This is a genomic window from Streptomyces sp. NPDC085932 (assembly GCF_044540525.1).
Lineage (GTDB): Bacteria > Actinomycetota > Actinomycetes > Streptomycetales > Streptomycetaceae > Streptomyces > Streptomyces levis.
Window position 1 is genome coordinate 467700 of sequence record NZ_JBITSJ010000007.1, and the last position, 18679, is coordinate 486378.

The 18679-nt window shown below is 72.5% G+C and carries 21 protein-coding genes and 1 pseudogene; 12 read left to right on the plus strand and 10 right to left on the minus strand.

Annotated features, from left to right (window positions below; genetic code table 11):
* Window positions 1-88: 88 nt before the first annotated feature.
* Window positions 89-700, minus strand: coding sequence for a DinB family protein (locus tag ACIGAQ_RS32255; RefSeq protein WP_399789234.1), 612 nt, complete (start codon window positions 698-700; stop codon window positions 89-91).
* A 98-nt stretch (window positions 701-798) separates the two neighbouring features.
* Here ACIGAQ_RS32255 and ACIGAQ_RS32260 point away from each other — a divergent pair, with 98 nt between their 5' ends.
* Window positions 799-1281: a hypothetical protein gene (locus ACIGAQ_RS32260; protein WP_311681296.1), complete on the plus strand. Its 483-nt coding sequence runs from the start codon at window positions 799-801 to the stop codon at window positions 1279-1281.
* A gap of 92 nt (window positions 1282-1373) precedes the next feature.
* Window positions 1374-1976 carry a hypothetical protein gene (locus ACIGAQ_RS32265; RefSeq protein WP_399789237.1) on the plus strand — a complete coding sequence of 201 codons (603 nt, stop codon included), beginning with the start codon at window positions 1374-1376 and terminating at the stop codon, window positions 1974-1976.
* A 77-nt stretch (window positions 1977-2053) separates the two neighbouring features.
* On the opposite strand, the gene ACIGAQ_RS32270 is transcribed toward ACIGAQ_RS32265, so the two are convergent.
* Window positions 2054-2497: a hypothetical protein gene (locus tag ACIGAQ_RS32270; protein WP_399789240.1), complete on the minus strand. Its 444-nt coding sequence runs from the start codon at window positions 2495-2497 to the stop codon at window positions 2054-2056.
* A 180-nt stretch (window positions 2498-2677) separates the two neighbouring features.
* A complete protein-coding gene (locus tag ACIGAQ_RS32275) occupies window positions 2678-3439 on the minus strand; it encodes a phosphoglyceromutase (RefSeq protein ID WP_311681293.1) in 762 nt (253 codons plus the stop codon).
* Window positions 3440-3618: 179 nt separating this feature from the next.
* Between ACIGAQ_RS32275 and ACIGAQ_RS32280 the strand changes: the two genes are divergently transcribed.
* On the plus strand, window positions 3619-4980 hold the full coding sequence (locus ACIGAQ_RS32280) for an MDR family MFS transporter (protein ID WP_399789243.1): 1362 nt from the start codon (window positions 3619-3621) through the stop codon (window positions 4978-4980).
* Window positions 4981-5088: 108 nt separating this feature from the next.
* Window positions 5089-5502 (plus strand): nuclear transport factor 2 family protein, encoded by a 414-nt coding sequence (locus tag ACIGAQ_RS32285; protein WP_399789246.1) that lies wholly within the window; start codon window positions 5089-5091, stop codon window positions 5500-5502.
* A 77-nt stretch (window positions 5503-5579) separates the two neighbouring features.
* Here ACIGAQ_RS32285 and ACIGAQ_RS32290 read toward each other — a convergent pair whose 3' ends face one another.
* Complete coding sequence (locus ACIGAQ_RS32290; RefSeq protein WP_311681290.1) at window positions 5580-6026, minus strand: DUF2000 domain-containing protein; 447 nt, start codon at window positions 6024-6026, stop codon at window positions 5580-5582.
* 49 nt (window positions 6027-6075) lie between these two features.
* On the opposite strand from ACIGAQ_RS32290, the gene ACIGAQ_RS32295 reads away from it, so the two are divergent.
* On the plus strand, window positions 6076-6894 hold the full coding sequence (locus tag ACIGAQ_RS32295; RefSeq protein WP_399789249.1) for an AraC family transcriptional regulator: 819 nt from the start codon (window positions 6076-6078) through the stop codon (window positions 6892-6894).
* 50 nt (window positions 6895-6944) lie between these two features.
* On the opposite strand, the gene ACIGAQ_RS32300 is transcribed toward ACIGAQ_RS32295, so the two are convergent.
* Both ACIGAQ_RS32300 and mshA read right to left on the minus strand, forming a co-directional pair.
* Window positions 6945-7457, minus strand: a complete 513-nt coding sequence (locus ACIGAQ_RS32300) for a YbjN domain-containing protein (RefSeq protein ID WP_399789252.1) — start codon at window positions 7455-7457, stop codon at window positions 6945-6947.
* Window positions 7450-8787 carry a D-inositol-3-phosphate glycosyltransferase gene (gene mshA, locus ACIGAQ_RS32305; RefSeq protein ID WP_399789255.1) on the minus strand — a complete coding sequence of 446 codons (1338 nt, stop codon included), beginning with the start codon at window positions 8785-8787 and terminating at the stop codon, window positions 7450-7452. Before mshA ends, ACIGAQ_RS32300 begins: the two co-directional genes overlap by 8 nt.
* A gap of 159 nt (window positions 8788-8946) precedes the next feature.
* Here mshA and ACIGAQ_RS32310 point away from each other — a divergent pair, with 159 nt between their 5' ends.
* The 4 genes from ACIGAQ_RS32310 (at window position 8947) to ACIGAQ_RS32325 (ending at window position 13368) form a co-directional block, all read left to right on the plus strand.
* Window positions 8947-9399, plus strand: a complete 453-nt coding sequence (locus ACIGAQ_RS32310; RefSeq protein ID WP_399789258.1) for a CPCC family cysteine-rich protein — start codon at window positions 8947-8949, stop codon at window positions 9397-9399.
* 154 nt (window positions 9400-9553) lie between these two features.
* Entirely contained in the window at window positions 9554-10372 is an 819-nt protein-coding gene (locus tag ACIGAQ_RS32315) for a class I SAM-dependent methyltransferase (RefSeq protein WP_399789261.1), read from the plus strand.
* Between the two features lie 232 nt (window positions 10373-10604).
* A complete protein-coding gene (locus ACIGAQ_RS32320; protein WP_399789264.1) occupies window positions 10605-11687 on the plus strand; it encodes a C40 family peptidase in 1083 nt (360 codons plus the stop codon).
* Between the two features lie 331 nt (window positions 11688-12018).
* Complete coding sequence (locus ACIGAQ_RS32325; RefSeq protein WP_311681282.1) at window positions 12019-13368, plus strand: fused response regulator/phosphatase; 1350 nt, start codon at window positions 12019-12021, stop codon at window positions 13366-13368.
* Window positions 13369-13393: 25 nt separating this feature from the next.
* Here the strand turns inward: ACIGAQ_RS32325 and ACIGAQ_RS32330 are convergent, their stop codons facing one another.
* The 4 genes and pseudogenes from ACIGAQ_RS32330 to ACIGAQ_RS32345 form a co-directional block, all read right to left on the minus strand.
* Window positions 13394-13726, minus strand: a complete 333-nt coding sequence (locus tag ACIGAQ_RS32330) for a DUF2516 family protein (RefSeq protein ID WP_399789436.1) — start codon at window positions 13724-13726, stop codon at window positions 13394-13396.
* Window positions 13727-13830: 104 nt separating this feature from the next.
* Window positions 13831-14505 (minus strand): hypothetical protein, encoded by a 675-nt coding sequence (locus ACIGAQ_RS32335; protein WP_311681280.1) that lies wholly within the window; start codon window positions 14503-14505, stop codon window positions 13831-13833.
* An 83-nt stretch (window positions 14506-14588) separates the two neighbouring features.
* Window positions 14589-15242: a helix-turn-helix transcriptional regulator gene (locus ACIGAQ_RS32340; protein ID WP_362280939.1), complete on the minus strand. Its 654-nt coding sequence runs from the start codon at window positions 15240-15242 to the stop codon at window positions 14589-14591.
* A 234-nt stretch (window positions 15243-15476) separates the two neighbouring features.
* Window positions 15477-16123, minus strand: a pseudogene (locus tag ACIGAQ_RS32345) (class I SAM-dependent methyltransferase).
* A 126-nt stretch (window positions 16124-16249) separates the two neighbouring features.
* Between ACIGAQ_RS32345 and ACIGAQ_RS32350 the strand changes: the two are divergent.
* From ACIGAQ_RS32350 to ACIGAQ_RS32360, 3 genes are all read left to right on the plus strand, one after another.
* The gene (locus tag ACIGAQ_RS32350; protein ID WP_399789269.1) at window positions 16250-16789 is read left to right on the plus strand and encodes a DUF2269 domain-containing protein; all 540 of its coding nucleotides are present in this window, start codon (window positions 16250-16252) and stop codon (window positions 16787-16789) included.
* Between the two features lie 72 nt (window positions 16790-16861).
* Window positions 16862-17458 (plus strand): TetR/AcrR family transcriptional regulator, encoded by a 597-nt coding sequence (locus ACIGAQ_RS32355; protein WP_399789272.1) that lies wholly within the window; start codon window positions 16862-16864, stop codon window positions 17456-17458.
* A 4-nt stretch (window positions 17459-17462) separates the two neighbouring features.
* The gene (locus ACIGAQ_RS32360; protein WP_399789275.1) at window positions 17463-18656 is read left to right on the plus strand and encodes a GDSL-type esterase/lipase family protein; all 1194 of its coding nucleotides are present in this window, start codon (window positions 17463-17465) and stop codon (window positions 18654-18656) included.
* Window positions 18657-18679 lie beyond the last annotated feature (23 nt).

The following is an 18679-nucleotide window of genomic DNA, read 5'->3' on the forward strand; positions in this document are numbered from 1 at the left end:
GTGACCTGCCGGCGCCGGCTGCGCGTCGGCCCTGGCGTGTCCCAGCGTTCCTGTCTGTCAGCTCGCGTTTGGTCTGTCAGCTCCGCTGTCACTGCCCGACGCGGCCGTCGATCCGTTCGCGCAGGAGGTCGGCGTGGCCGCAGTGACGTGCGTACTCGGCGATGTGGGCCAGCAGGACGTCGCGCAGCTCGTGCCGACCGCCGGGCTCGGGGCCGAGATCGGAGAAACCGGCGTTCGTGGCGCCGAGGTCGGTGGCACCGGCCAGGTAGCGGTCCGTGCGCTCAGCTTCGGCCCGCCACTGGTGCCAGGCGTCGTCCACGACCGCCTGGTCGGGCAGCGCGCCCAGGAAGGCGGCGTCGCGGTCCTCGGCGGTGCGGTACAGGTCCGGGGCGTCCTCACCCGCCATGACACGACGGAAGTGCCGCTCCCCGTCGGCCAGATGCCGTACCAGCCCGAGCAGGGACATCGAGGACGGAGGAACGGACCGCCGGGCCATCTGCTCGGCGTCCAGCCCCGCGCACTTCATCTCCAGGGTGAGGCGGTAGGTGCGCAGGTAGTCGACCAGGAGCCCGTGTTCACCGACGGGCTCTGCGTCGGTCTCGCGGGGGTCGTCGTCCGGGTCGACCCACATGTCGGGGTAGACGGTCGACCGGGTCCACCGGGTCGTCGTGCCGTCGGCGTCGTGCTCGTCCGCAACCATGCGGGCATGGTGGACGGCCCGGGCAGGGACCCGCCACCGAATTAATCGCGACTCGTCGAGCAGCGCGGGTGGACCCCACCGGCTGGGAGTATCCACGCATGGAGACCACTGAGGCCCTGCGACTGATGCTCGGCTCCCTCGCCAAAGAGGACGGCGTCTTCGGCCGCGTCGCACGAGCCGACGCCAGGCCTGTCGAGGAGCATGTCCACGATCTCGTCCTGGAGGCACAGGAAGCGTGGGCGTCCTCTGCGGTCGCGGGCGCACAGGGCCCGGCCTCGCCCTCCGAGGTCGGCGCTGCCCTCAGGCGGATTCCCGGTGACCGAGCCGTGGCTGTCACGGCCTACCTGTCGGCGGGCGACCTGGTCTTCCCGGGCCGGATGCGTCGGGACGCCGCTCACGCACGTCGCGCGGCCGAACGAGTGGCGAGGCTGCTGGGCTGGAACACGGCGTGGTGGACGAACATCGAACCGTCCGACACAGGGCACCGCTGGACCCCGGTCACCCGGCACACCTTCGACGGAGTGGTCGCCGGGGTGGGCGACGAGGCAGTCTTCGTCCTGCTGCAGGTGGGCGACGACTGATCAGTCCGTCCCTCTGCCTCACATGCCTCCGCTGCGTCACCCCACGCACAACCCGGACGACAACGAGCTCCGGCCGGAGCTAAGGTGCGGCGGTGGGGAGCAATGAGGGAGCGGACCTGGGCGCGAGGGCCGCGCGTCGTCTCGCGGAGACAGGTCTCTATGAGCTTGAGCCGGGGCTGACGGACGCCGAGTTCACGCGCATCGAGCGTGACTACGACTTCGCGTTCGCGGACGATCACCGAGCGTTTCTCGCCGCGGGCCTGCCGGTCAACGTCCCGCCTGAAGACGGGCAGACCTGGTCAAGGCCGTGGCCGGAGTGGCGCGGCGGTGACACGGAAAGTGTGCGTCGACAGCTCGACTGGCCCGTCGAAGGCGTGCTGCTCTCCGTCGAGCACAACGGATACTGGTACGAGGGCTGGGGCCGGCGTCCGGCCGACGGGACGGCAGCACTGGACAAGGCGCGGCGCCATCTGGCGGATGTGCCGGTGCTGGTGCCCGTGTATGCCCACCGATACCTGCCCGCCGGCCGGGGAAGCTTCGGGCACCCGGTGCTCTCGATGTGGCAGACCGACGTCATCTCCTACGGATCGGACCTGGCCGACTACATCCACCAGGAGTTCGACGAAGCGCGAGGCGAGGTCGAGGAGAGCTGGAACCCGCGAGCGACAGCTCCCTTCTGGCGGGACCTCCTCTGACGTCTCCGAAGGCGCGGACAGACCGGCGAGGCGCTGTCAGCGTGGTCGCCCGCTCTTCCCCGCCCGACCCGGTGCGCTCACTGCGCCGCTTCCGACGTGCGGGGCAACACGTCATCGGTTGCCGGCTCGGACTCGTACAGGGCGACGAGTTCCTTCAGGTCGTTCGCGACCATGACCTGTGCGAGACGTCCGGCGATCGCCACGACCTCGGGCCACGCTTGCGAGGCGAGGTGTTCCTCGTCCGTGTCGTCGGGCGCGTCGGCCGTCGCCCTGTTCAGAGCGATGCCGAGTTCTCGCATGAGGACGACCTCTTCCCGGGTCCTCAGGCTGGTGCCCAGACAGCTCTCGGGATTGTCGGCGTCGCAGAAGTCGTCGAAGAGCGTGTGGAAGATGTGGTCCAGGTTCTCGAATGCCGCCGGGTCCAGCCATACGTCCCGCTGCCACGGTGGGTTGGCCAGGGCCAGGACTGCCGGGACGAGGTGGACTCGGAAGTTCGCCAGGCGTCGGCCGTCCTCGTTCACGGCCAGAGGGTAGCGGCAGCCGGGCACAACCGATCCCGTTCGCCGAGAGCCCGTCGTCCTCGTTGAAGGGCTGAGACAGCGGCCGGAGCCGGAACTCGGACGGCCCGGAGACGGCCCCGAGGCAGCGAAAAGCCCCCTCCCAGCGGAGAACCCGCAGGGAGGGGGCTTCCTCAGCTCTGGTTACTTCTTCTTGCCCTGGTTCTTGACCGCCTCGATCGCTGCCGCGGCCGCCTCCGGGTCCAGGTACGTGCCGCCCGGGTTCAGAGGCTTGAAGTCGGCGTCCAGTTCGTAGGAGAGCGGGATGCCCGTGGGGATGTTCAGGCCCGCGATGTCCGCGTCGGAGATGCCGTCCAGGTGCTTGACCAGGGCGCGCAGCGAGTTGCCGTGGGCCGCGACCAGGACCGTGCGGCCGGTCAGCAGGTCGGGGACGATCGCGTCGAACCAGTACGGGAGCATGCGGACGACGACGTCCTTCAGGCACTCCGTGCGCGGGCGCAGCTCCGGCGGGAGGGTCGCGTAGCGCGGGTCGGCGAACTGGGAGTACTCGGCGTCGATGTCCAGCGGCGGCGGCGGGGTGTCGTAGGAGCGGCGCCACAGCATGAACTGCTCCTCGCCGAACTCGGCGAGCGTCTGCGCCTTGTCCTTGCCCTGCAGGGCGCCGTAGTGGCGCTCGTTCAGGCGCCACGAGCGGTGGACCGGGATCCAGAGGCGGTCGGCGGACTCCAGGGCGAGCTGCGCGGTGCGGATGGCGCGCTTCTGGAGGGACGTGTGGACCACGTCGGGGAGCAGGCCGGCGTCCTTGAGCAGTTCGCCGCCGCGGGTCGCCTCCTTCTCGCCCTTCGCGGTGAGGTTGACGTCCACCCAGCCGGTGAACAGGTTCTTCGCGTTCCACTCGCTCTCGCCGTGGCGGAGGAGGATCAGCTTGTACGGTGCGTCGGCCATGCCCCAGAGCGTAATCCACGCTTTCGCCCGTTCGCGTGGCTGCCCGGCAGGCGGACGTTTGACGGGATCTGTTAATTGAGTGGCCCCCGACAAACGCCCGATTGTAACTTGCGCTTACTGCCAGTGCCGCTTACATCTCGGCGCCGCCTGCCCGCATCCTGTCGCTTCCGGGGGAGACCATGCCGTACGCCCTGCGTGCCCGACGTGCCGTCCGGGAGACGGTCTCAGGTCTGCCCCGGGAGTTCTGGTGGCTGTGGACGAGCACGCTCGTCAACCGGCTCGGCGCGTTCGTCGCGACGTTCATGGCGCTGTACCTGACCCTCGACCGCGGTTACTCCGCGACGTACGCCGGTCTGGTCGCCGCCCTGCACGGGCTCGGCGGGGTGATCTCCTCACTGGCCGGCGGTGTGATGACCGACCGGCTGGGGCGGCGGCCCACCCTGCTGATCGCCCAGGTCTCGACCGCCGCGTCCGTCGCGCTGCTCGGCTTCGTGCGCGACCCGGTCACGATCGCCGGCGTCGCCTTCCTCGTCGGCATGGCGAGCAACGCCTCGCGCCCGGCCGTGCAGGCGATGATGGCCGACATCGTCCGGCCCGAGGACCGCATCCGCGCCTTCTCGCTCAACTACTGGGCCATCAACCTGGGCTTCGCCGTCTCCTCGATGGCCGCCGGGTTCATCGCCGAGGTCAGCTACCTCGCCGGTTTCCTCATCGAGGCGGGGATGACGCTGGTCTGCGCGATCGTCGTCTTCCTGCGGGTGCCGGAGTCCCGGCCGGCCGAGCCGGTGAAGAGCGCCGCCGGCTCCGGCAGCGCGGTCGGCCTCGGGACCGTACTGCGCGACGGCCGCTTCATGAGCGTCGTCGGGCTGTCCTTCCTCGTCGCGCTGATCTTCCAGCAGGGATCGGTGGGACTGCCGGTGGCGATGGGGGCGGCCGGGTTCACTCCGGCCGAGTACGGCATGGCGATCGCCGTCAACGGCGTGCTGATCGTCGTGCTCCAGATCCCGGTCACCCGCTTCATCGAACACCGCGACCCGCGCCGGCTGCTCGTCGTCTCGTCCGTCCTCGCCGGGTACGGCTTCGCACTGACCGCCTTCGCGGGGTCGGTCGGGGTCATCGCGCTGACGGTGTGCGTGTGGACGCTCGCCGAGATCGTGAACGCGCCGACGCAGACCGGCCTCGTCGTACGGCTCTCCCCGACCCACGGGCGCGGGCGCTACCAGGGCATGTACACGATGTCCTGGTCGGTCGCGGCCCTCGTCGCCCCGCTGCTCTCCGGGTTCGTGATCGACCGGTTCGGCGCGGAGTGGCTGTGGGGGTTCTGCGCGGTGGTCGGGACGGTCGCCGGTGCGGGGTACGGGGTGCTGATGCGCCGGCTTCCGGAGGAGAAGCCGGCGGAGGTGGGAGCGCAGCCCGAGCCCGGGCCCGGGCCCGCCGTGCAGGCCGAGGTGCAGGCCGAGGTGCAGACCGAGGTGCAGGCCGGGCCGGTCGAGCCTGTGAAGGGGGCGGTGCGGCCGCAGCCGGAGGTGGGGGCCGGGTGAGCGGCAACCCCGCGCACCGTGCGGCTCGGTGCGTCCGGGCCGCAGCCGCCGACGGCCCTTACCTCCGGCGTAATCGACGCCCCACCCCCACCCCGCCAGGATGACTCCATGACCACCACCGCAGAAGCCACCCGCGCCACCGTCCAGAAGTTCCTCGCGCTCCGGCTCGCCGGCGACACCGAGGGGCTCGCCGCGCTGTTCGCCGACGAGGTCGACTGGGTGCTCGCCGAGAACCCCGTGGTGCCCTGGATCCGGCCTCGCTCGACCGCCGCCGAATGCGCCGCCCAAGCCGACGACTTGGCCCGGTACACCGTCCCGGAAGACGCCCGCGCGTCCGTCGACACCCTCCTCGTCGACGGGGCCGACGCCGTGCTGATGGGGCAGCTCGCCGGGACCGTGCGGGCGACCGGGAAGTCCTTCTCCGGGCCCTTCGCCCTGCGGCTCACCGTGGAGGACGGGCGGATCACCCGGCACCACCTGTACGAGAACAGCGTGTCGATCGCGGCGGCCTGCACGCCGTGACGCCCCCGGGCGTCCGGGCCGTCGGCCGCCGGCGACCCGCCCGTACCGCTGCCCGTCCTCGTCCCCGGACCGTCCGCTCACGGGTGCATGCGCGCCCCCTTCACCACCTTGTCCACCGCGTTCCTCGGGCCGTACACGGCGAGCCCCACCAGGTCCAGCTCCGCCGTCGGCACCGCGCGTACGGCCGCCCGGTTGTCGCGGTCGTTGCCCGTCGCGAACAGGTCGGACGTGAAGACCGAGCGGGGCAGGGAGCGGGACAGGGCGCGGGTGTGGGCCGTGGTGAGGGTTTCCTTCGTCGCCTCGAAGACCAGGACCGGCTGGCGGAACATCGGCAGGTAGGACACGCCGTCCGCGTCCTCGTACGGCTCGCCGATCACCTCGGGGATCTGTGTTCCCAAGCCGCTGACCAGGAACGACGTGACGTTGAGGCGCTGCCAGGGCTCCAGGTCGGCGCGCAGCAGCACGGCGATCTTCGTGTCGAAGCGGAGGGGTTCCGGCCCGGCGGGTTCGGTGATCGTGTTCATGATGCGAGCGTGCCCGGCGGTCCCGGACCGGGTCTTGTACGTTCTTTGCATGGCCTCACAGCCCGCCCGCGCGACCCCGGACCGGCAGCGGGTCGTCTCCGCCTGGCGGCCGGCCGTCCCGGGGGTCGTCGAGGTCTTCCACGCCCGGTTCACCGCGTACGCCTATCCGATGCACGTCCACGACGCCTGGACGCTGCTGATCGTCGACACCGGCGCCGTACGGTACGAGCTCGACCGGCACGAGCACGGCACCCCGCACGACACCGTGTCGCTGCTGCCGCCGCACGTGCCGCACAACGGCTCGCCCGTCACCGAGGAGGGCTTCCGCAAACGGGTGCTGTACCTGGACGCGACGTACCTCGGCGACGAGCTCATCGGGGCCGCCGTCGACCGGCCCGATCTGCGCGATCCGCTGCTGCGGCGGCGCGTCGGGCAGGTGCACGGCGCGCTGACCCGGCCCGGTGAGGAACTGGAGGCCGAGAGCAGGCTGACGTTCATCGGGGAGCGGCTGCGCGACCATCTGCGGGGAGAGACCGGCCGGGCCCGCCCCGCCGATCCGGTCCTCGCGCGGCGGCTGCGCGAGCTGCTGGACGAGCGGGTCGTCGAGGGCGTCGGGCTGCGGGAGGCCGCCGGGCTCGTCGGAGCCCATCCCGCGCATCTCGTCCGGGCCTTCAGCACCGCCTACGGCATCGCCCCGCACCAGTACCTGACGTCCCTGCGCGTGGGCCGCGCCCGCCGGCTGCTGCTCGAAGGGCGGCCCCCGGGCGAGGTCGCGGTGGCGGCGGGCTTCTACGACCAGTCCCATCTGACCCGGCACTTCCGGAAGCTGGTGGGTGTACCGCCCGGGAGCTACCGGGCGGCACGTTAGGGACTGTCAGGCGTCGCGTCGCGGGGCAGGAGGGACTTCGCGGCCCCGGCCTAGGACCGCTCGGGGCGCTGCGTCAGGTGCGCGAAGGCGTCGAGGTTGCGCGTGGACTCGCCCCGGGACACCCGCCACTCGTACTCCTTGCGGATCGCCGAGGCGAAGCCGAGTTCCAGGAGGGTGTTGAAGCTGCCGTCGGCGGCCTGAAGGACCTGGCCGAGCAGGCGGTCGATCTCGTCGGCGGTGACGGCGGGCAGGGAGAGGCGGCCGGTGACGTAGACGTCGCCGTGCTGGTCGACGGCGTAACTCACGCCGTACAGCTTGAGGTTGCGCTCCAGCAGCCAGCGGTGGACGCCCTGCTCGTTCTCGTCGGGGTGGCGGATGACGAAGGCGTTCAGCGACAGGGAGTGGCGGCCGACGATCAGGGAGACCGTCGTCTTCAGCTTGCGGGTGCCCGGGAGTTGCGCGACGTACGTGCCCGACTGGGGACTCTCCCACTCCAGGCCGGCGTCCTTCAGCACTCCCTCGATGACCTGTGCCGCGCGCTGTTCCAGCTCGGATTCACCCATGCAGCGAGCGTACGCGACGGCGGTGCGCCGCCACGGCGGCCGTGTAGACGTCAGCGGTGGCGGCGGCCGCGGTGTCCCAGCCGAAGGACTGGGCGTGCCGGGCGGCCTGGCCGCCGAGCCGGGGCGTGAGGTGCGGGTCGTCGGCGAAGGCGGCCAGCACGCGCGCGTAGTCGGCCGGATGGTGGCCGCGTACGAGGAAGCCGGTGTGGCCGTCGCGCACGGCGACCGGCAGGCCGCCGACGGCCGCCGCGAGCACGGGCGTGCCGGCCGCCTGGGCCTCTATGGCGACCAGGCCGAAGGACTCGCTGTAGGAGGGCATGACCAGCACGGAGGCGGCGCGGAACCAGTCCGCGAGCTGCTCCTGCCCGACCGGCGGGCGGAACCGTACGACGTCCGCGATACCGAGGCGGGCGGCGAGCTTCTGCAGGCCCTCGGGCTTGGCGAGGCCGCTGCCGCTGGGGCCGCCGACGACGGGCACGAGGATGCGCGAGCGCAGCTCGGGGCGCTCGTCGAGGAGGACGGCCACGGCGCGCAGCAGCACGTCGGGGGCCTTCAGGGGCTGGATGCGGCCCGCGAAGAGCGGGATGAGGGCGTCCTGGGGCAGGCCGAGCCGGGCCCGGGCGGCGGCGCGGCCGTCGGCGGGCGAGAAGCGGCGCAGGTTCACGCCGGGGTGGACCACGGCGACCTTGCCGGGGTCGGCCGCGTAGTGCCGGACGAGTTCGTCGGCCTCTTCGGTGGTGTTGGCGATGAGCCGGTCGGCGGCGTCCACGATCTGGGTCTCGCCGATGACGCGGGCGGCGGGCTCGGGGGTGTCGCCGTCGGCAAGGTTGGCGTTCTTGACCTTGGCCATGGTGTGCATGGCGTGCACCAGGGGCACGCCCCAGCGCTGGGCGGCGAGCCAGCCGACGTGGCCGGAGAGCCAGTAGTGGGAGTGGACCAGGTCGTAGTGACCGGGGCGGTGACCGGCCCAGGCCTGCATCACGCCGTGTGTGAAGGCGCACAGCTGGGCGGGCAGGTCCTCCTTGTTGAGGCCCTCGTAGGGGCCGGCGTCGACGTGCCGGACGAGCACGCCGGGGGCCAGTTCCACGGTGGGCGGGAGGGCGGCGGCAGTCGCGCGCGTGAAGATCTCGACCTCGATGTTGATCGCGGCGAGGCGCTGGGCGAGCTCCACGATGTAGACGTTCATGCCGCCGGCGTCGCCGGTGCCCGGCTGGTGGAGCGGGGAGGTGTGCACGGAGAGCATGGCGACGCGGCGGGGCCTGCGGTGCAGCCGCAGGCGCGCAGGCGTGGACGCCGAGCGCCGCCCGAGCCTGCCGATGTACTGGCTCACGTGGCGTTCCTCCTCGCTCAGGGCATGCCTTTCGCAGGGCGCACGGTGCCCTCCGACGTGGTCCAACACCGGAGGAAGTCGCTCCATTTCCCGGTTCGCGAGTTTTACCGAATCATTACCGCCCGTCGCTCAACCGTTCGACGCCTTTACGATCACGGCATGCCAGGGACCCCACCGCACGCCGCGCCCCCGCCCCCGCCCTCACCCTCACCCTCACCCTCACCCGAGGAGCGGCTCCCCTGCCCGTGCTGCGGCCACCGAACCCTCGGCGAGCTGTGGGCCTACGAGATCTGCCCGGTCTGCTTCTGGGAGGAGGACCCCTTCCAGCTCCGCCACCCCACCGCCGGCGGCGGTCCCAACGGGCTCAGCCTGGTCGAGGCGCAGGCGAACCACCGGCGGATCGGTGCCGTGACGGAGGAGATGCGGCGTCACGTACGGCCACCGCGTCAGGACGAGCCGCTGGATCCTGGCTTCCGGCCCGCCGACCCGGCCAGCGACCCGTTCGAGCAGGGGCGGGCCGGCGACCCCATGCCCGAGGACCTCACCACCCTGTACTACTGGCGCCCCACCTACTGGCGACGGCACTTGGCGCCCCGGCAGGACAACCCGTAGGCCCGGGCGTGCCTGCACCCGGCAGGGCCGGGCGAGCCGGAGCAGGCCCGCACCCCCGCAGGCCGGGCAGGCCGTACCCCACAGGACCCACGCGGGCAGGGCCCGCCCCATAGCCCGGGCGGGAGCGGGCTCCGGGGCGCATACCCTCGTAGGCATGACCGCCCGAGCCGCCGCCCGCCCCCTGGGAACGGTGACGCGCGGGACGACCAACCCGAACCGGCTGCGCCGCATGGACCGCTGGATCGCGGCCACGCACGGCGCGGAGCTGCGTCGCGCCGCCGACCCCGTGGCGGTGGACCTGGGCTACGGCGCCGCCCCCTGGACGGCCGTCGAGCTGCTGCAGCGTCTGCGCACGGTGGCGCCACGCGCGCGTGTCGTGGGGATCGAGATCGAGCCGGCCCGGGTCGCGGCGGCGCTGCCCTACGCGCGGGCGGGGCTGGTCTTCCGGCACGGCGGCTTCGAGCTGCCGATCCCGCAGCGGCCCCTGCTCGTCCGCGCGGCGAACGTGCTGCGGCAGTACGAGGAGGACCAGGTCGCGGACGTGTGGGAGCGGCTGTGCGGGCGGCTCGCCCCGGCCGATCCCGCGACCGGCTCGCGCGGCGGGCTGCTGGTCGAGGGGACCTGTGACGAGATCGGACGGCGGCACGTGTGGGTCGCGCTCGGCCCGGAGGGGCCCCGCACGGTCACCTTCGCGACCCGGCTCGGCTCCCTGGCCCGCCCCTCCGACCTGGCCGAGCGCCTGCCGAAGGCGCTCATCCACCGCAACGTGCCGGGCGAACCCGTGCACGCCTTCCTGCGCGACTTCGACCGCGCCTGGGCGGCCGCCGCGCCCTACGCCTCCTACGGTGCCCGCCAGCGCTGGATCCGGGCGGTGCGCGACCTGCGGGCCGACTGGCCGGTGGTGGACGGCCCGGCACGGTGGCGGCAGGGCGAAGTGACGCTCCGGTGGGAGGCGTTGGCGCCGCGGCGGTGAGGATTCCCGCAGAGGTGCGGGCGCTTGGGGCCCGGGGGCCCGGGCCGGGCGTCTCCGACGCGAGGGAACGATCGTCGTGAGTCGTTCGTCACACACGGGGGGAGAGCGTCGGGCGGGGGCATGGCGGTGCGGGAGTGGCGGGAAGTACTACCTCTGTCGTTTTGCCCGCCGACATGGCAACATCCCAGGCGAACCGCATGTTACTGACGGTTAATCAGTTGGGGGACGACGTATGGGAACGGGCAAGCGTGGCCTGATCGCGACGGCCGTGGCCGTGGTCTGCGCGGTCACGGTTCTGGCAGCGCCGGGCACGGCATTCGCCGCCCCTCACCCCGACCCCGAGTCGACCTCCAGCGCGAGCCCGGCCCGTACACCCGGCCCGGACCTGGAAGCCGTCCGCGAGAAGCTGGACAAGCTCTACCGGGCCGCCGCCCGCGCCACCGACGAGTACAACGCCGCCGAGGAGAAGGCCGACCGGCAGTCCGCCGAGATCGTCCGGCTGGCCAGGAAGATCGTCAAGGGCAAGGAGCGGCTGGAGCAGCTCAAGAAGCGCGCGGGCGCCGCTGCCGCCGCCCAGTACCGCGGCGGCGGGCTGCCGCCCGAGGCCCGTCTGATGCTCAGCGACGACCCGCAGGAGTTCCTCGACGGCACGGGCCGCGTCCGCCAGGGCCACCACGCGACCAAGGGCCTGATCGGCGAACTGACCCGCACACAGGAGGACTTGGAGCAGTACGCCAAGGACGCCTCCGCCCAGCTGAAGAAGCTGGAGGCGGGCCGCAAGGCCAAGGCCGCCGCACAGAAGAAGATCGAGAAGCAGATCGCGCAGGCCGAGAAGCTGGAGTCCGAGCTGCGCGAGGAGGAGCAGGAGCGCCTCGCCGAGCTGGAGCAGAAGGCCGCGGACGAGGCCCAGACCGCCTGGCTGGACTCCGGCATCCTCGCCGAGATCGACGGCAAGGCCTCCGCCCAGGGCAAGAAGGCCGTCCAGTACGCCACGGCCCAGATCGGCAAGCCGTACCAGTGGGGCGCCGAGGGGCCGAAGAGCTACGACTGCTCGGGCCTGACCTCACAGGCCTGGATCACCGCCGGACGCGGCATCCCGCGCACGTCGCAGGAGCAGTGGAAGCAGCTGCCGCGCGTCGACGTGCGGCAGATGCGGCCCGGCGACCTCATCATCTACTTCGACGACGCCAGCCACGTCGGGATGTACGTCGGCGACGGGATGATGGTGCACGCCCCGCGGCCGGGTCGGACCATCACCATCGCCGGGGCGGGATCCATGCCGATCCTCGGAGTGGTCCGGCCGGACGCCGGCTGAATCGCCCACCGCTCACCGGATATCGGACAGCGGGCATCGGGCGGCGGGCAGCGGCGGCAGGCGGCCGAAACCCTCGGTGACCTGCGACACGTGACCCACCCCACGCCGAACACCCGCACAAACAGCGCGCCGACGTGACGTTCGTCATCCCCGCAGCATCCCGGACCCGTCCAACTGCGGGGCATATCGCGGCATATGACACTGGCCGATGGCACAGCGGCGTGGCTCACACCATTCCGCTGCGGCGCCGACACCCGCTATGGTCCCGGTCGGTGGGTCGAGGTCCCTCGCCCCCGCCATGCCCTCGGGGGGAGGGAAGGAACCCAAGACAATGCCCGTACCCATACCGCGGCAGAGAGCCATCCCGGCCGTGGAGAGTGGTCAGGCGCAGGCCGCGTCCGCATGCGGCGGCTCCGCCGAGGACTCCCTGACGGACGCCTCGGCCCAGGCCCCGCGCACCCCGGACACCGCCGGAAACACCACGGACAAGGCGGAGCACCACCCCGCCCACACCAACCTGACGCTGCTGCTGATCGAGGACGACCCGGCGGGTTCGCCGATCGTGCCGGACATGCTCGACCAGGCCGGCAAGCCGATCCGCGTCCGCACGGCCCGCAACCTCACCGAGGCCGAGCGGCTGCTGACCGACGACGTCCACTGCATCCTGCTGGACCTCGCGCTGTCCGCACCCGGCCGCAGCGACTCCGACGACGAGCTCGCCGTGCTCAGGCACGTGCTGGAGCTCGCGCCCCGGCACGCCGTCCTGGCGCTGACCGCGTCGGGCGACGCCGAGCGCGGCGCGGAGGCGGTGCGCGTGGGCGCCCAGGACTACCTCTTCCGCGACGAGCTGGACGGCCGGCTGCTGAGCCGTGCGATCCGCTACGCGGTGGAGCGCAAGCGCTCCGAGTCGGCCGAGCGCCGCCTCGCCGAGGGCAAGCTGCGCGCGCAGGAGAACCGCCGCCTGGAGCGCGGCCTGCTGCCGACCCCTCTGCTGGAGGGCTCCTCGCTGCGCTTCGCCGCCCGCTACCGCCCGGGCCGCTCGCGCGCCCTGCTCGGCGGTGACTTCTACGACGTCGTGCGCACGCCGGACGGCACGGTGCACGCCATGATCGGTGACGTCTGCGGCCACGGCCCGGACGAGGCCGCCCTCGGCGTGGAGCTGCGGATCGCCTGGCGCGCGCTGACGCTGGCGGGTCTGTGCGGCGACCAGCTGCTGGGCACGCTGCAGCAGGTGCTGGAGCACGAGCGGGCCGACGACGAGATCTTCGCGACCCTGTGCACGGTGGACATCGCGCCGGACGGCCGCCGCGCCGGGCTGTGCCTGGCGGGCCACCCCTCCCCGCTGCTGGCCGGTCCGGGCCGGCCGGCCCGGCTGCTGCCGTACGACAACAACGGCCCGGCCCTCGGGCTGCTGCCGGGGGCCCGCTGGCCGCGGATGCAGGTGGAGCTGGGCGCCGAGTGGAGCCTGATGCTCTACACCGACGGTCTGATCGAGGGCCGCGTCGGCGAGGGCGGGGAGCGGCTCGGCCAGGAGGGCATGACCGAGATGGTCCGCCGCCAGTTCGCCGAGGGACTACGCGGTGAGCAGCTGCTGCGGGCGGCGGTGAACGAGGTCCGTGACCTCAACGGCGGCGAGCTGACGGACGACGTGGCGGTCCTGCTGCTGGACCGGGTGCCGTAGCCGGGGGCTCTGCCCTGGCCTGGCCCTAGCGGCCGCCGTTGTACGGGCCGTACGGGCCGTCGCTGCTGGAGCCGCGGCTGCTGCGGCCCCCGCCCGGCAGGGCCCGGATCGCCGGGCGTACGTCGACCATGTACACGATCGTCGCGATGAGGCCGATGATCGGCAGGAACGACAGGATCGGGAAGAGCAGGTTCACCACGAAGGCGATCCCGAGGACGATCAGCCAGAACGGCTTGGTCTTCTTGTCGGCCGCGCGGTAGGCGTCCTCGCGGCGCACGGCGGCGTCCAGCAAAGCGAAGCCGCTGAAAACGATCAGGGCCATGCTCAGAAGCCACATAAACCCTGCGAAGCCCTGCATCAGCACAACGTCCACCACCCGACTCGGCTCGTCCCTACTGCGGTCACCGTACCCGTACAACGGGCCGGGCACCCCCGGGGTGCCCGGCCCGCGTCGGCCTCCGGTTACTTCGCCGGGGGCGTCGTCTTCCTGGCGGTGCCGGTCTTGCGCGCCGGGGCCTTCTTGGCGGCGCTCTTCTTCGCCGCGGCGGCCTTGGCCTCGGAGGCGATGAGCTGCGCGGGCTTGGCCGGCTCCTCCTCGACCGCGACCGGCTCCGGCTTCGGCTCGACCGCGATCGCCAGTTCCTCGACGCTCTCGGCGACGTCCTCGATGCCGTCGGCGGCCTCGCCGCGCCAGGTGCGGACGGCCTTCTCGCCGTGCTCGGCGACCTTCTCGTAGGTCTCGCGGGCCTTGACGGCGTACTCGGCGGCCACGCCGACGCCGCGCAGCGCGAAGTCCTGGGCGCTCTCGCCGAACTTCTTCAGGTCCGCGTCGATCGTGCTGCCGATCTTCTTGACGTCGAAGGAGCCGATGAACTCCGTGACCCTGTTCTGCAGGGTCTCCTGCGTCTCCTTGACGCGGGCGGAGGCCTCCTTGGCCCGGGCGGAGGCCTTCTCCTGAACGGCCTTGGTGTCGGTGTTGCGCACGGCGTCGAACCGGGCCGGGGCCTCGGACCGCAGCTGCTCGACCAGGGCCGGCACCTTCTTGGCCTGCTGAAGGGCGAGGTCGGCGGTGCCCGCCGCGAAGTAGAGCGGGGTCGGGTCGCTGAGGGTCTTGCGCAGGTCGTCGGTGATGGCCATGGTAATGGTCCTCCCGGATTCTGTCTGAGGGTTCGGCTGAGGGTTCATGTGATCCGTGGCGGCGGCCGGTGCCCTGGTCCGGCTCAGCCGGCCGTCCGCCGTGGATCGGTGTCGCTTCCGCCGGCGCCCTTGCGGGTGCGGCGGGTGGCGGTTCCGCCGCCGTCGGCCTTGCGGGTGCGGCGGGCCGGCGCGACGGGGGCGGATCCGTCGCCGTCATGGCCGTCGTCGCCGTCGTTGTCGGCAGGGAGCTCCGTGGTCCGGTCGCCGTCGGCCGTGCGGGGCCGGCGTATCCCGGTGCCGGTGTCCGGAGCGGTTCCGTCCACGGCGCCGGCCACCGTGCCGTCCACGGTCACCGTGGCGGCCGCGGCCACCGAGCCGTCGGTGCTCCCGAAGCCGTTCTCCTTGCGGAACGACTCGTAGATCTGCAGCAGCACCTGCTTCTGCCGCTCGTTCAGCGTGGGATCGGCGAGGAGGACCGCGCGGGTCTCCACCTCGTCCCGGTCCCGCTCGGCGTCGAGGATCCCGGCGCGCACGTACAGCGTCTCGGCGGAGATCCGCAGGGCCTTGGCGACCTGCTGCAGCACCTCCGCGCTCGGCTTGCGCAGCCCGCGTTCGATCTGGCTCAGGTACGGGTTGGACACCCCGGCGGCGTCGGCGAGCTGCCGCAGCGACAGCTGCGCGTTGCGCCGCTGCTCGCGCAGGTAGTCACCGAGATTGCCGACGTTGAGCGATGCCATGACTCCACAGTGCAGCACCCCGCTAACTATTGCAAGCACCCGCTTGCAAAAGTGCGCCACACCACGCCCTCGGCCGCTCGCCGATGGCGCCCCCGGTGTGTCACTCCGTCCCGGCCCGGTACCCCGACGATGCAGAAGGGATGCCCGGCCGGATCGGTGAGGACGGGCCACTCCTCCGCGTTCGGCTGCGGTTCCGGCCTGCCGACGCCGGGCCGCTCGGTGGCTCCTGCCGGATCACGCGCCAACTGCCGGAACGGCCGGCCTGTACGCCAGGAACGTGCCCGACCGCCTCCTGGAGCCGCCCTCCGGTTCCTGCACCATCCGCGTCGTGACCACCAGCCCGGCCTCCTCCAGCAGTCCGGCGACGCGGTCCGGCGGCAGCAGATACGAGGCGTAGGACACCGGGTGGTCGCCGTAGGCCCGGGTCGGGCGCAGGTGCTCGCCGTCGCCCACATGACCGGCCGGCATCAGCACGCCGCCGGGCGCGAGGGTGCGGTGGAACTCGGCGAAGACGGTGGGCAGATGGCGGGGCGGCGTGTGGTGTGTGGCGTAGTGGGCGAGGATGCCGCCGAGTTCGCCGCTGCCGATGTCCAGGGCCGTCATCGAGCCGGTGGTGAAACGGAGTTCCGGGTGGGCCGCCCGGGCCGGTTCGACCATGCGCGGGGAGAGGTCGACGCCGAACGCCCGCACCCCGAGGGCGGCCAGGTGGGCCGTCACCTTGCCGGGGCCGCAGCCCAGGTCGGCGACGGGTCCCAGGGGCCGTACGAGTTCGGCGAAGGCGGCGAGCATCGCGCGGGACACCGGGTCCAGTCCGGCCGGTTCGCTCACGCGCCGGGCGTACTCGGCGGCGACGGTGTCGTACGACTCCCGGACGCGGCCAGATGGGAGGGCTCGGTCGTGCCCCGAGGCTAGTCGCCGTCGCACTCCGGTCGTACGCCCACGTCAGTACTCCCGGTTACTCCCGTCGTCAGACGTCCGGGCGGACGGTTCCCGGCACCGTGGGGCGGGTGGACACCAACACCTCGACACCGCGGCTCAGCCGGTCCGCGCGGCGGGCCGTGCTCGTCGTGCACGTCACCGCCTCCGCGAGCTGGCTCGGGCTGACGCTCGGGCTGCTCGCGCTCGGCATCACCGCCGCCACGACGGGTTCCGCCGTGAGCGTGGAGACCTCCGTGCGCGCCATGCTGCTCTTCGCCGACTGGCTGCTGCTGCCCGTCGCGTTCCTGACGCTTCTCAGCGGTCTGGTGCTGTCGCTGGGCACACCGTGGGGGCTGGCGCGGCACCGGTGGGTCGTGACGAAGTTCTGGCTGACGCTGGCCACCACCGCCGCCACGGTGTTCGCCCTGCGCCCCGGCGTGAGCGCGGCCGTCACCGCCGTCGCAGCGGGCGGGCCGCTGCCCGATGCCGGGGACGTGCTGTTCGGGCCGGTCGTGTCGCTGTCGGCCTACGTCTTCATGACCGCGATCTCCGTCCTGAAGCCATGGGGGCCCACCCGGCGGGGAAGGAGGCTGCGAGCGCTTGGGGGTGGACCCCGACAGCGAGCCTAAGGGTGGCTGATATTTGCCTAAAGCTATTAGGCAACTGCACAATCCCTTTTGGCAGGCAGAAGGGAGCGCCGAATGGCACGCGCAGGACTGACCCCCGAGCGACTGGCCCGGGCCGGGGCGGAACTCGCCGACGAGGTGGGATTCGACCAGGTCACCGTCTCGGCGCTGGCCCGGCGGTTCGACGTCAAGGTGGCGAGCCTGTACTCGCACGTGCGGAACTCCCAGGACCTGAAGACCCGGATCGCCCTGCTCGCCCTCACCGAACTCGCCGACCGTGCCGCCGAGGCCCTGGCCGGACGCTCCGGCAAGGACGCGCTGGCCGCCCTCGCGAACGTGTACCGCGACTACGCCCGGGAACACCCCGGCCGCTACGCCGCCGCCCAGCTGCGGCTGGACCCCGAGACGGCCGTCGCGAGCGCCGGCGTCCGGCACGCGCAGATGACCCGGGCCCTGCTGCGCGGCTACGACCTGACGGAACCCGACCAGACCCACGCCGTCCGGCTGCTGGGCAGCGTCTTCCACGGCTACGTCAGCCTGGAACTGGGCGGCGGGTTCAGCCACAGCGCCCCCGACACCGACGTCACCTGGGCACGCATCCTCGACGCCCTCGACACGCTGCTGCGCAACTGGCCCGCACCGGGCGAACCCCCTACCGACCCCCGAGGCTGACACCATGCACACCGAGCCCGACTGGATCACCACGCCCCTCACCGCGGACCTGCTGCGTGGCGCCCTCGACCTGGAGCGCACCGAGCACGGCCTGCTCCCGCACCGGCTGCCGGCCCGGGCCCGCGCCCAGAACACCGATCCGCAGCTGGCCATGGCCGAGGCCCAGCCCTCCGGCGTACGGCTGGTCCTGCGCACCGCAGCGACCGCCGTCGAGCTGGACATCCTGCGCACCAAGCGCGACTACAGCGGCTTCCCGCCCCGCCCGGACGGCCTGTTCGACCTGCGCGTCGACGGCCGCCCGGCCGGCCAGGCCCCGGCGAACGGCGGCAACGTCCTCATGATCGACCTGGCCACGTGGAGCGGCACGGTGACGAACGGCCCGGTCGGCACCGTCCGCTTCACGGATCTGCCCGCGCGCGAGAAGGACGTCGAGATCTGGCTCCCGCACAACGAGACCACCGAGCTCGTCGCCCTGCGCACGAACGCGCCCGTGGCGCCCGCGCCGGACCGGGGCCGCCGGGTGTGGCTGCACCACGGCAGCTCGATCAGCCACGGCACCGACGCCGCGAGCCCGACGGGCGTGTGGCCCGCGGTCGCCGCGCTGCTCGGCGACGTGGAGCTGATCAACCTGGGGCTGGGCGGCAGCGCGATGCTCGACCCGTTCACCGCGCGGGCCCTGCGGGACACCCCGGCCGACCTGATCAGCGTGAAGATGGGCATCAACATCGTCAACCAGGACGTGATGCGGCGGCGCGCCTTCGGACCGGCCCTGCACGGCTTCCTCGACACGATCCGCGAGGGGCACCCCGACACCCCGCTGCTGCTCGTCTCCCCCATCCACTGCGCGATCCACGAGACCACGCCGGGGCCGACCGCCCCGGACCTGAGCGCGGTCGAGGAGGGCCGGCTGCTGTTCTCCGCCATGGGCGACCCGGCGGAGGTCCCCACCGGCAAGCTCACCCTCGGCGTCATCCGCGAGGAGATGTCCCGCATCGTGCGCCAGCGCGCCGCAGAGGACCCCCACCTGCACTACCTCGACGGACTCGACCTGTACGGCGAGACCGACGCGGCCGAACTCCCCCTGCCGGACCGGGTCCACCCCGACGCCGCGACCCACCGCCGCATCGGCGAACGCTTCGCGGAACGCGCCTTCACCGACAAGGGCCCCTTCGCCCGGCCCGCACAGCCCCGCGACTGAGCGGGAGGGGCTTCTCCACCGCC

Bases quoted from the DNA above. Each gene is read 5' to 3' on its own strand.
- ACIGAQ_RS32255 (WP_399789234.1), bottom strand. From the start codon at position 700: ATGGTTGCGGACGAGCACGACGCCGACGGCACGACGACCCGGTGGACC.
- ACIGAQ_RS32260 (WP_311681296.1), top strand. From the start codon at position 799: ATGGAGACCACTGAGGCCCTGCGACTGATGCTCGGCTCCCTCGCCAAA.
- ACIGAQ_RS32275 (WP_311681293.1), bottom strand. From the start codon at position 3,439: ATGGCCGACGCACCGTACAAGCTGATCCTCCTCCGCCACGGCGAGAGC.
- ACIGAQ_RS32280 (WP_399789243.1), top strand. From the start codon at position 3,619: ATGCCGTACGCCCTGCGTGCCCGACGTGCCGTCCGGGAGACGGTCTCA.
- ACIGAQ_RS32285 (WP_399789246.1), top strand. From the start codon at position 5,089: ATGACCACCACCGCAGAAGCCACCCGCGCCACCGTCCAGAAGTTCCTC.
- ACIGAQ_RS32290 (WP_311681290.1), bottom strand. From the start codon at position 6,026: ATGAACACGATCACCGAACCCGCCGGGCCGGAACCCCTCCGCTTCGAC.
- ACIGAQ_RS32295 (WP_399789249.1), top strand. From the start codon at position 6,076: ATGGCCTCACAGCCCGCCCGCGCGACCCCGGACCGGCAGCGGGTCGTC.
- ACIGAQ_RS32300 (WP_399789252.1), bottom strand. From the start codon at position 7,457: ATGGGTGAATCCGAGCTGGAACAGCGCGCGGCACAGGTCATCGAGGGA.
- ACIGAQ_RS32310 (WP_399789258.1), top strand. From the start codon at position 8,947: ATGCCAGGGACCCCACCGCACGCCGCGCCCCCGCCCCCGCCCTCACCC.
- ACIGAQ_RS32315 (WP_399789261.1), top strand. From the start codon at position 9,554: ATGACCGCCCGAGCCGCCGCCCGCCCCCTGGGAACGGTGACGCGCGGG.
- ACIGAQ_RS32320 (WP_399789264.1), top strand. From the start codon at position 10,605: ATGGGAACGGGCAAGCGTGGCCTGATCGCGACGGCCGTGGCCGTGGTC.
- ACIGAQ_RS32325 (WP_311681282.1), top strand. From the start codon at position 12,019: ATGCCCGTACCCATACCGCGGCAGAGAGCCATCCCGGCCGTGGAGAGT.
- ACIGAQ_RS32330 (WP_399789436.1), bottom strand. From the start codon at position 13,726: ATGCAGGGCTTCGCAGGGTTTATGTGGCTTCTGAGCATGGCCCTGATC.
- ACIGAQ_RS32335 (WP_311681280.1), bottom strand. From the start codon at position 14,505: ATGGCCATCACCGACGACCTGCGCAAGACCCTCAGCGACCCGACCCCG.
- ACIGAQ_RS32340 (WP_362280939.1), bottom strand. From the start codon at position 15,242: ATGGCATCGCTCAACGTCGGCAATCTCGGTGACTACCTGCGCGAGCAG.
- ACIGAQ_RS32355 (WP_399789272.1), top strand. From the start codon at position 16,862: ATGGCACGCGCAGGACTGACCCCCGAGCGACTGGCCCGGGCCGGGGCG.
- ACIGAQ_RS32360 (WP_399789275.1), top strand. From the start codon at position 17,463: ATGCACACCGAGCCCGACTGGATCACCACGCCCCTCACCGCGGACCTG.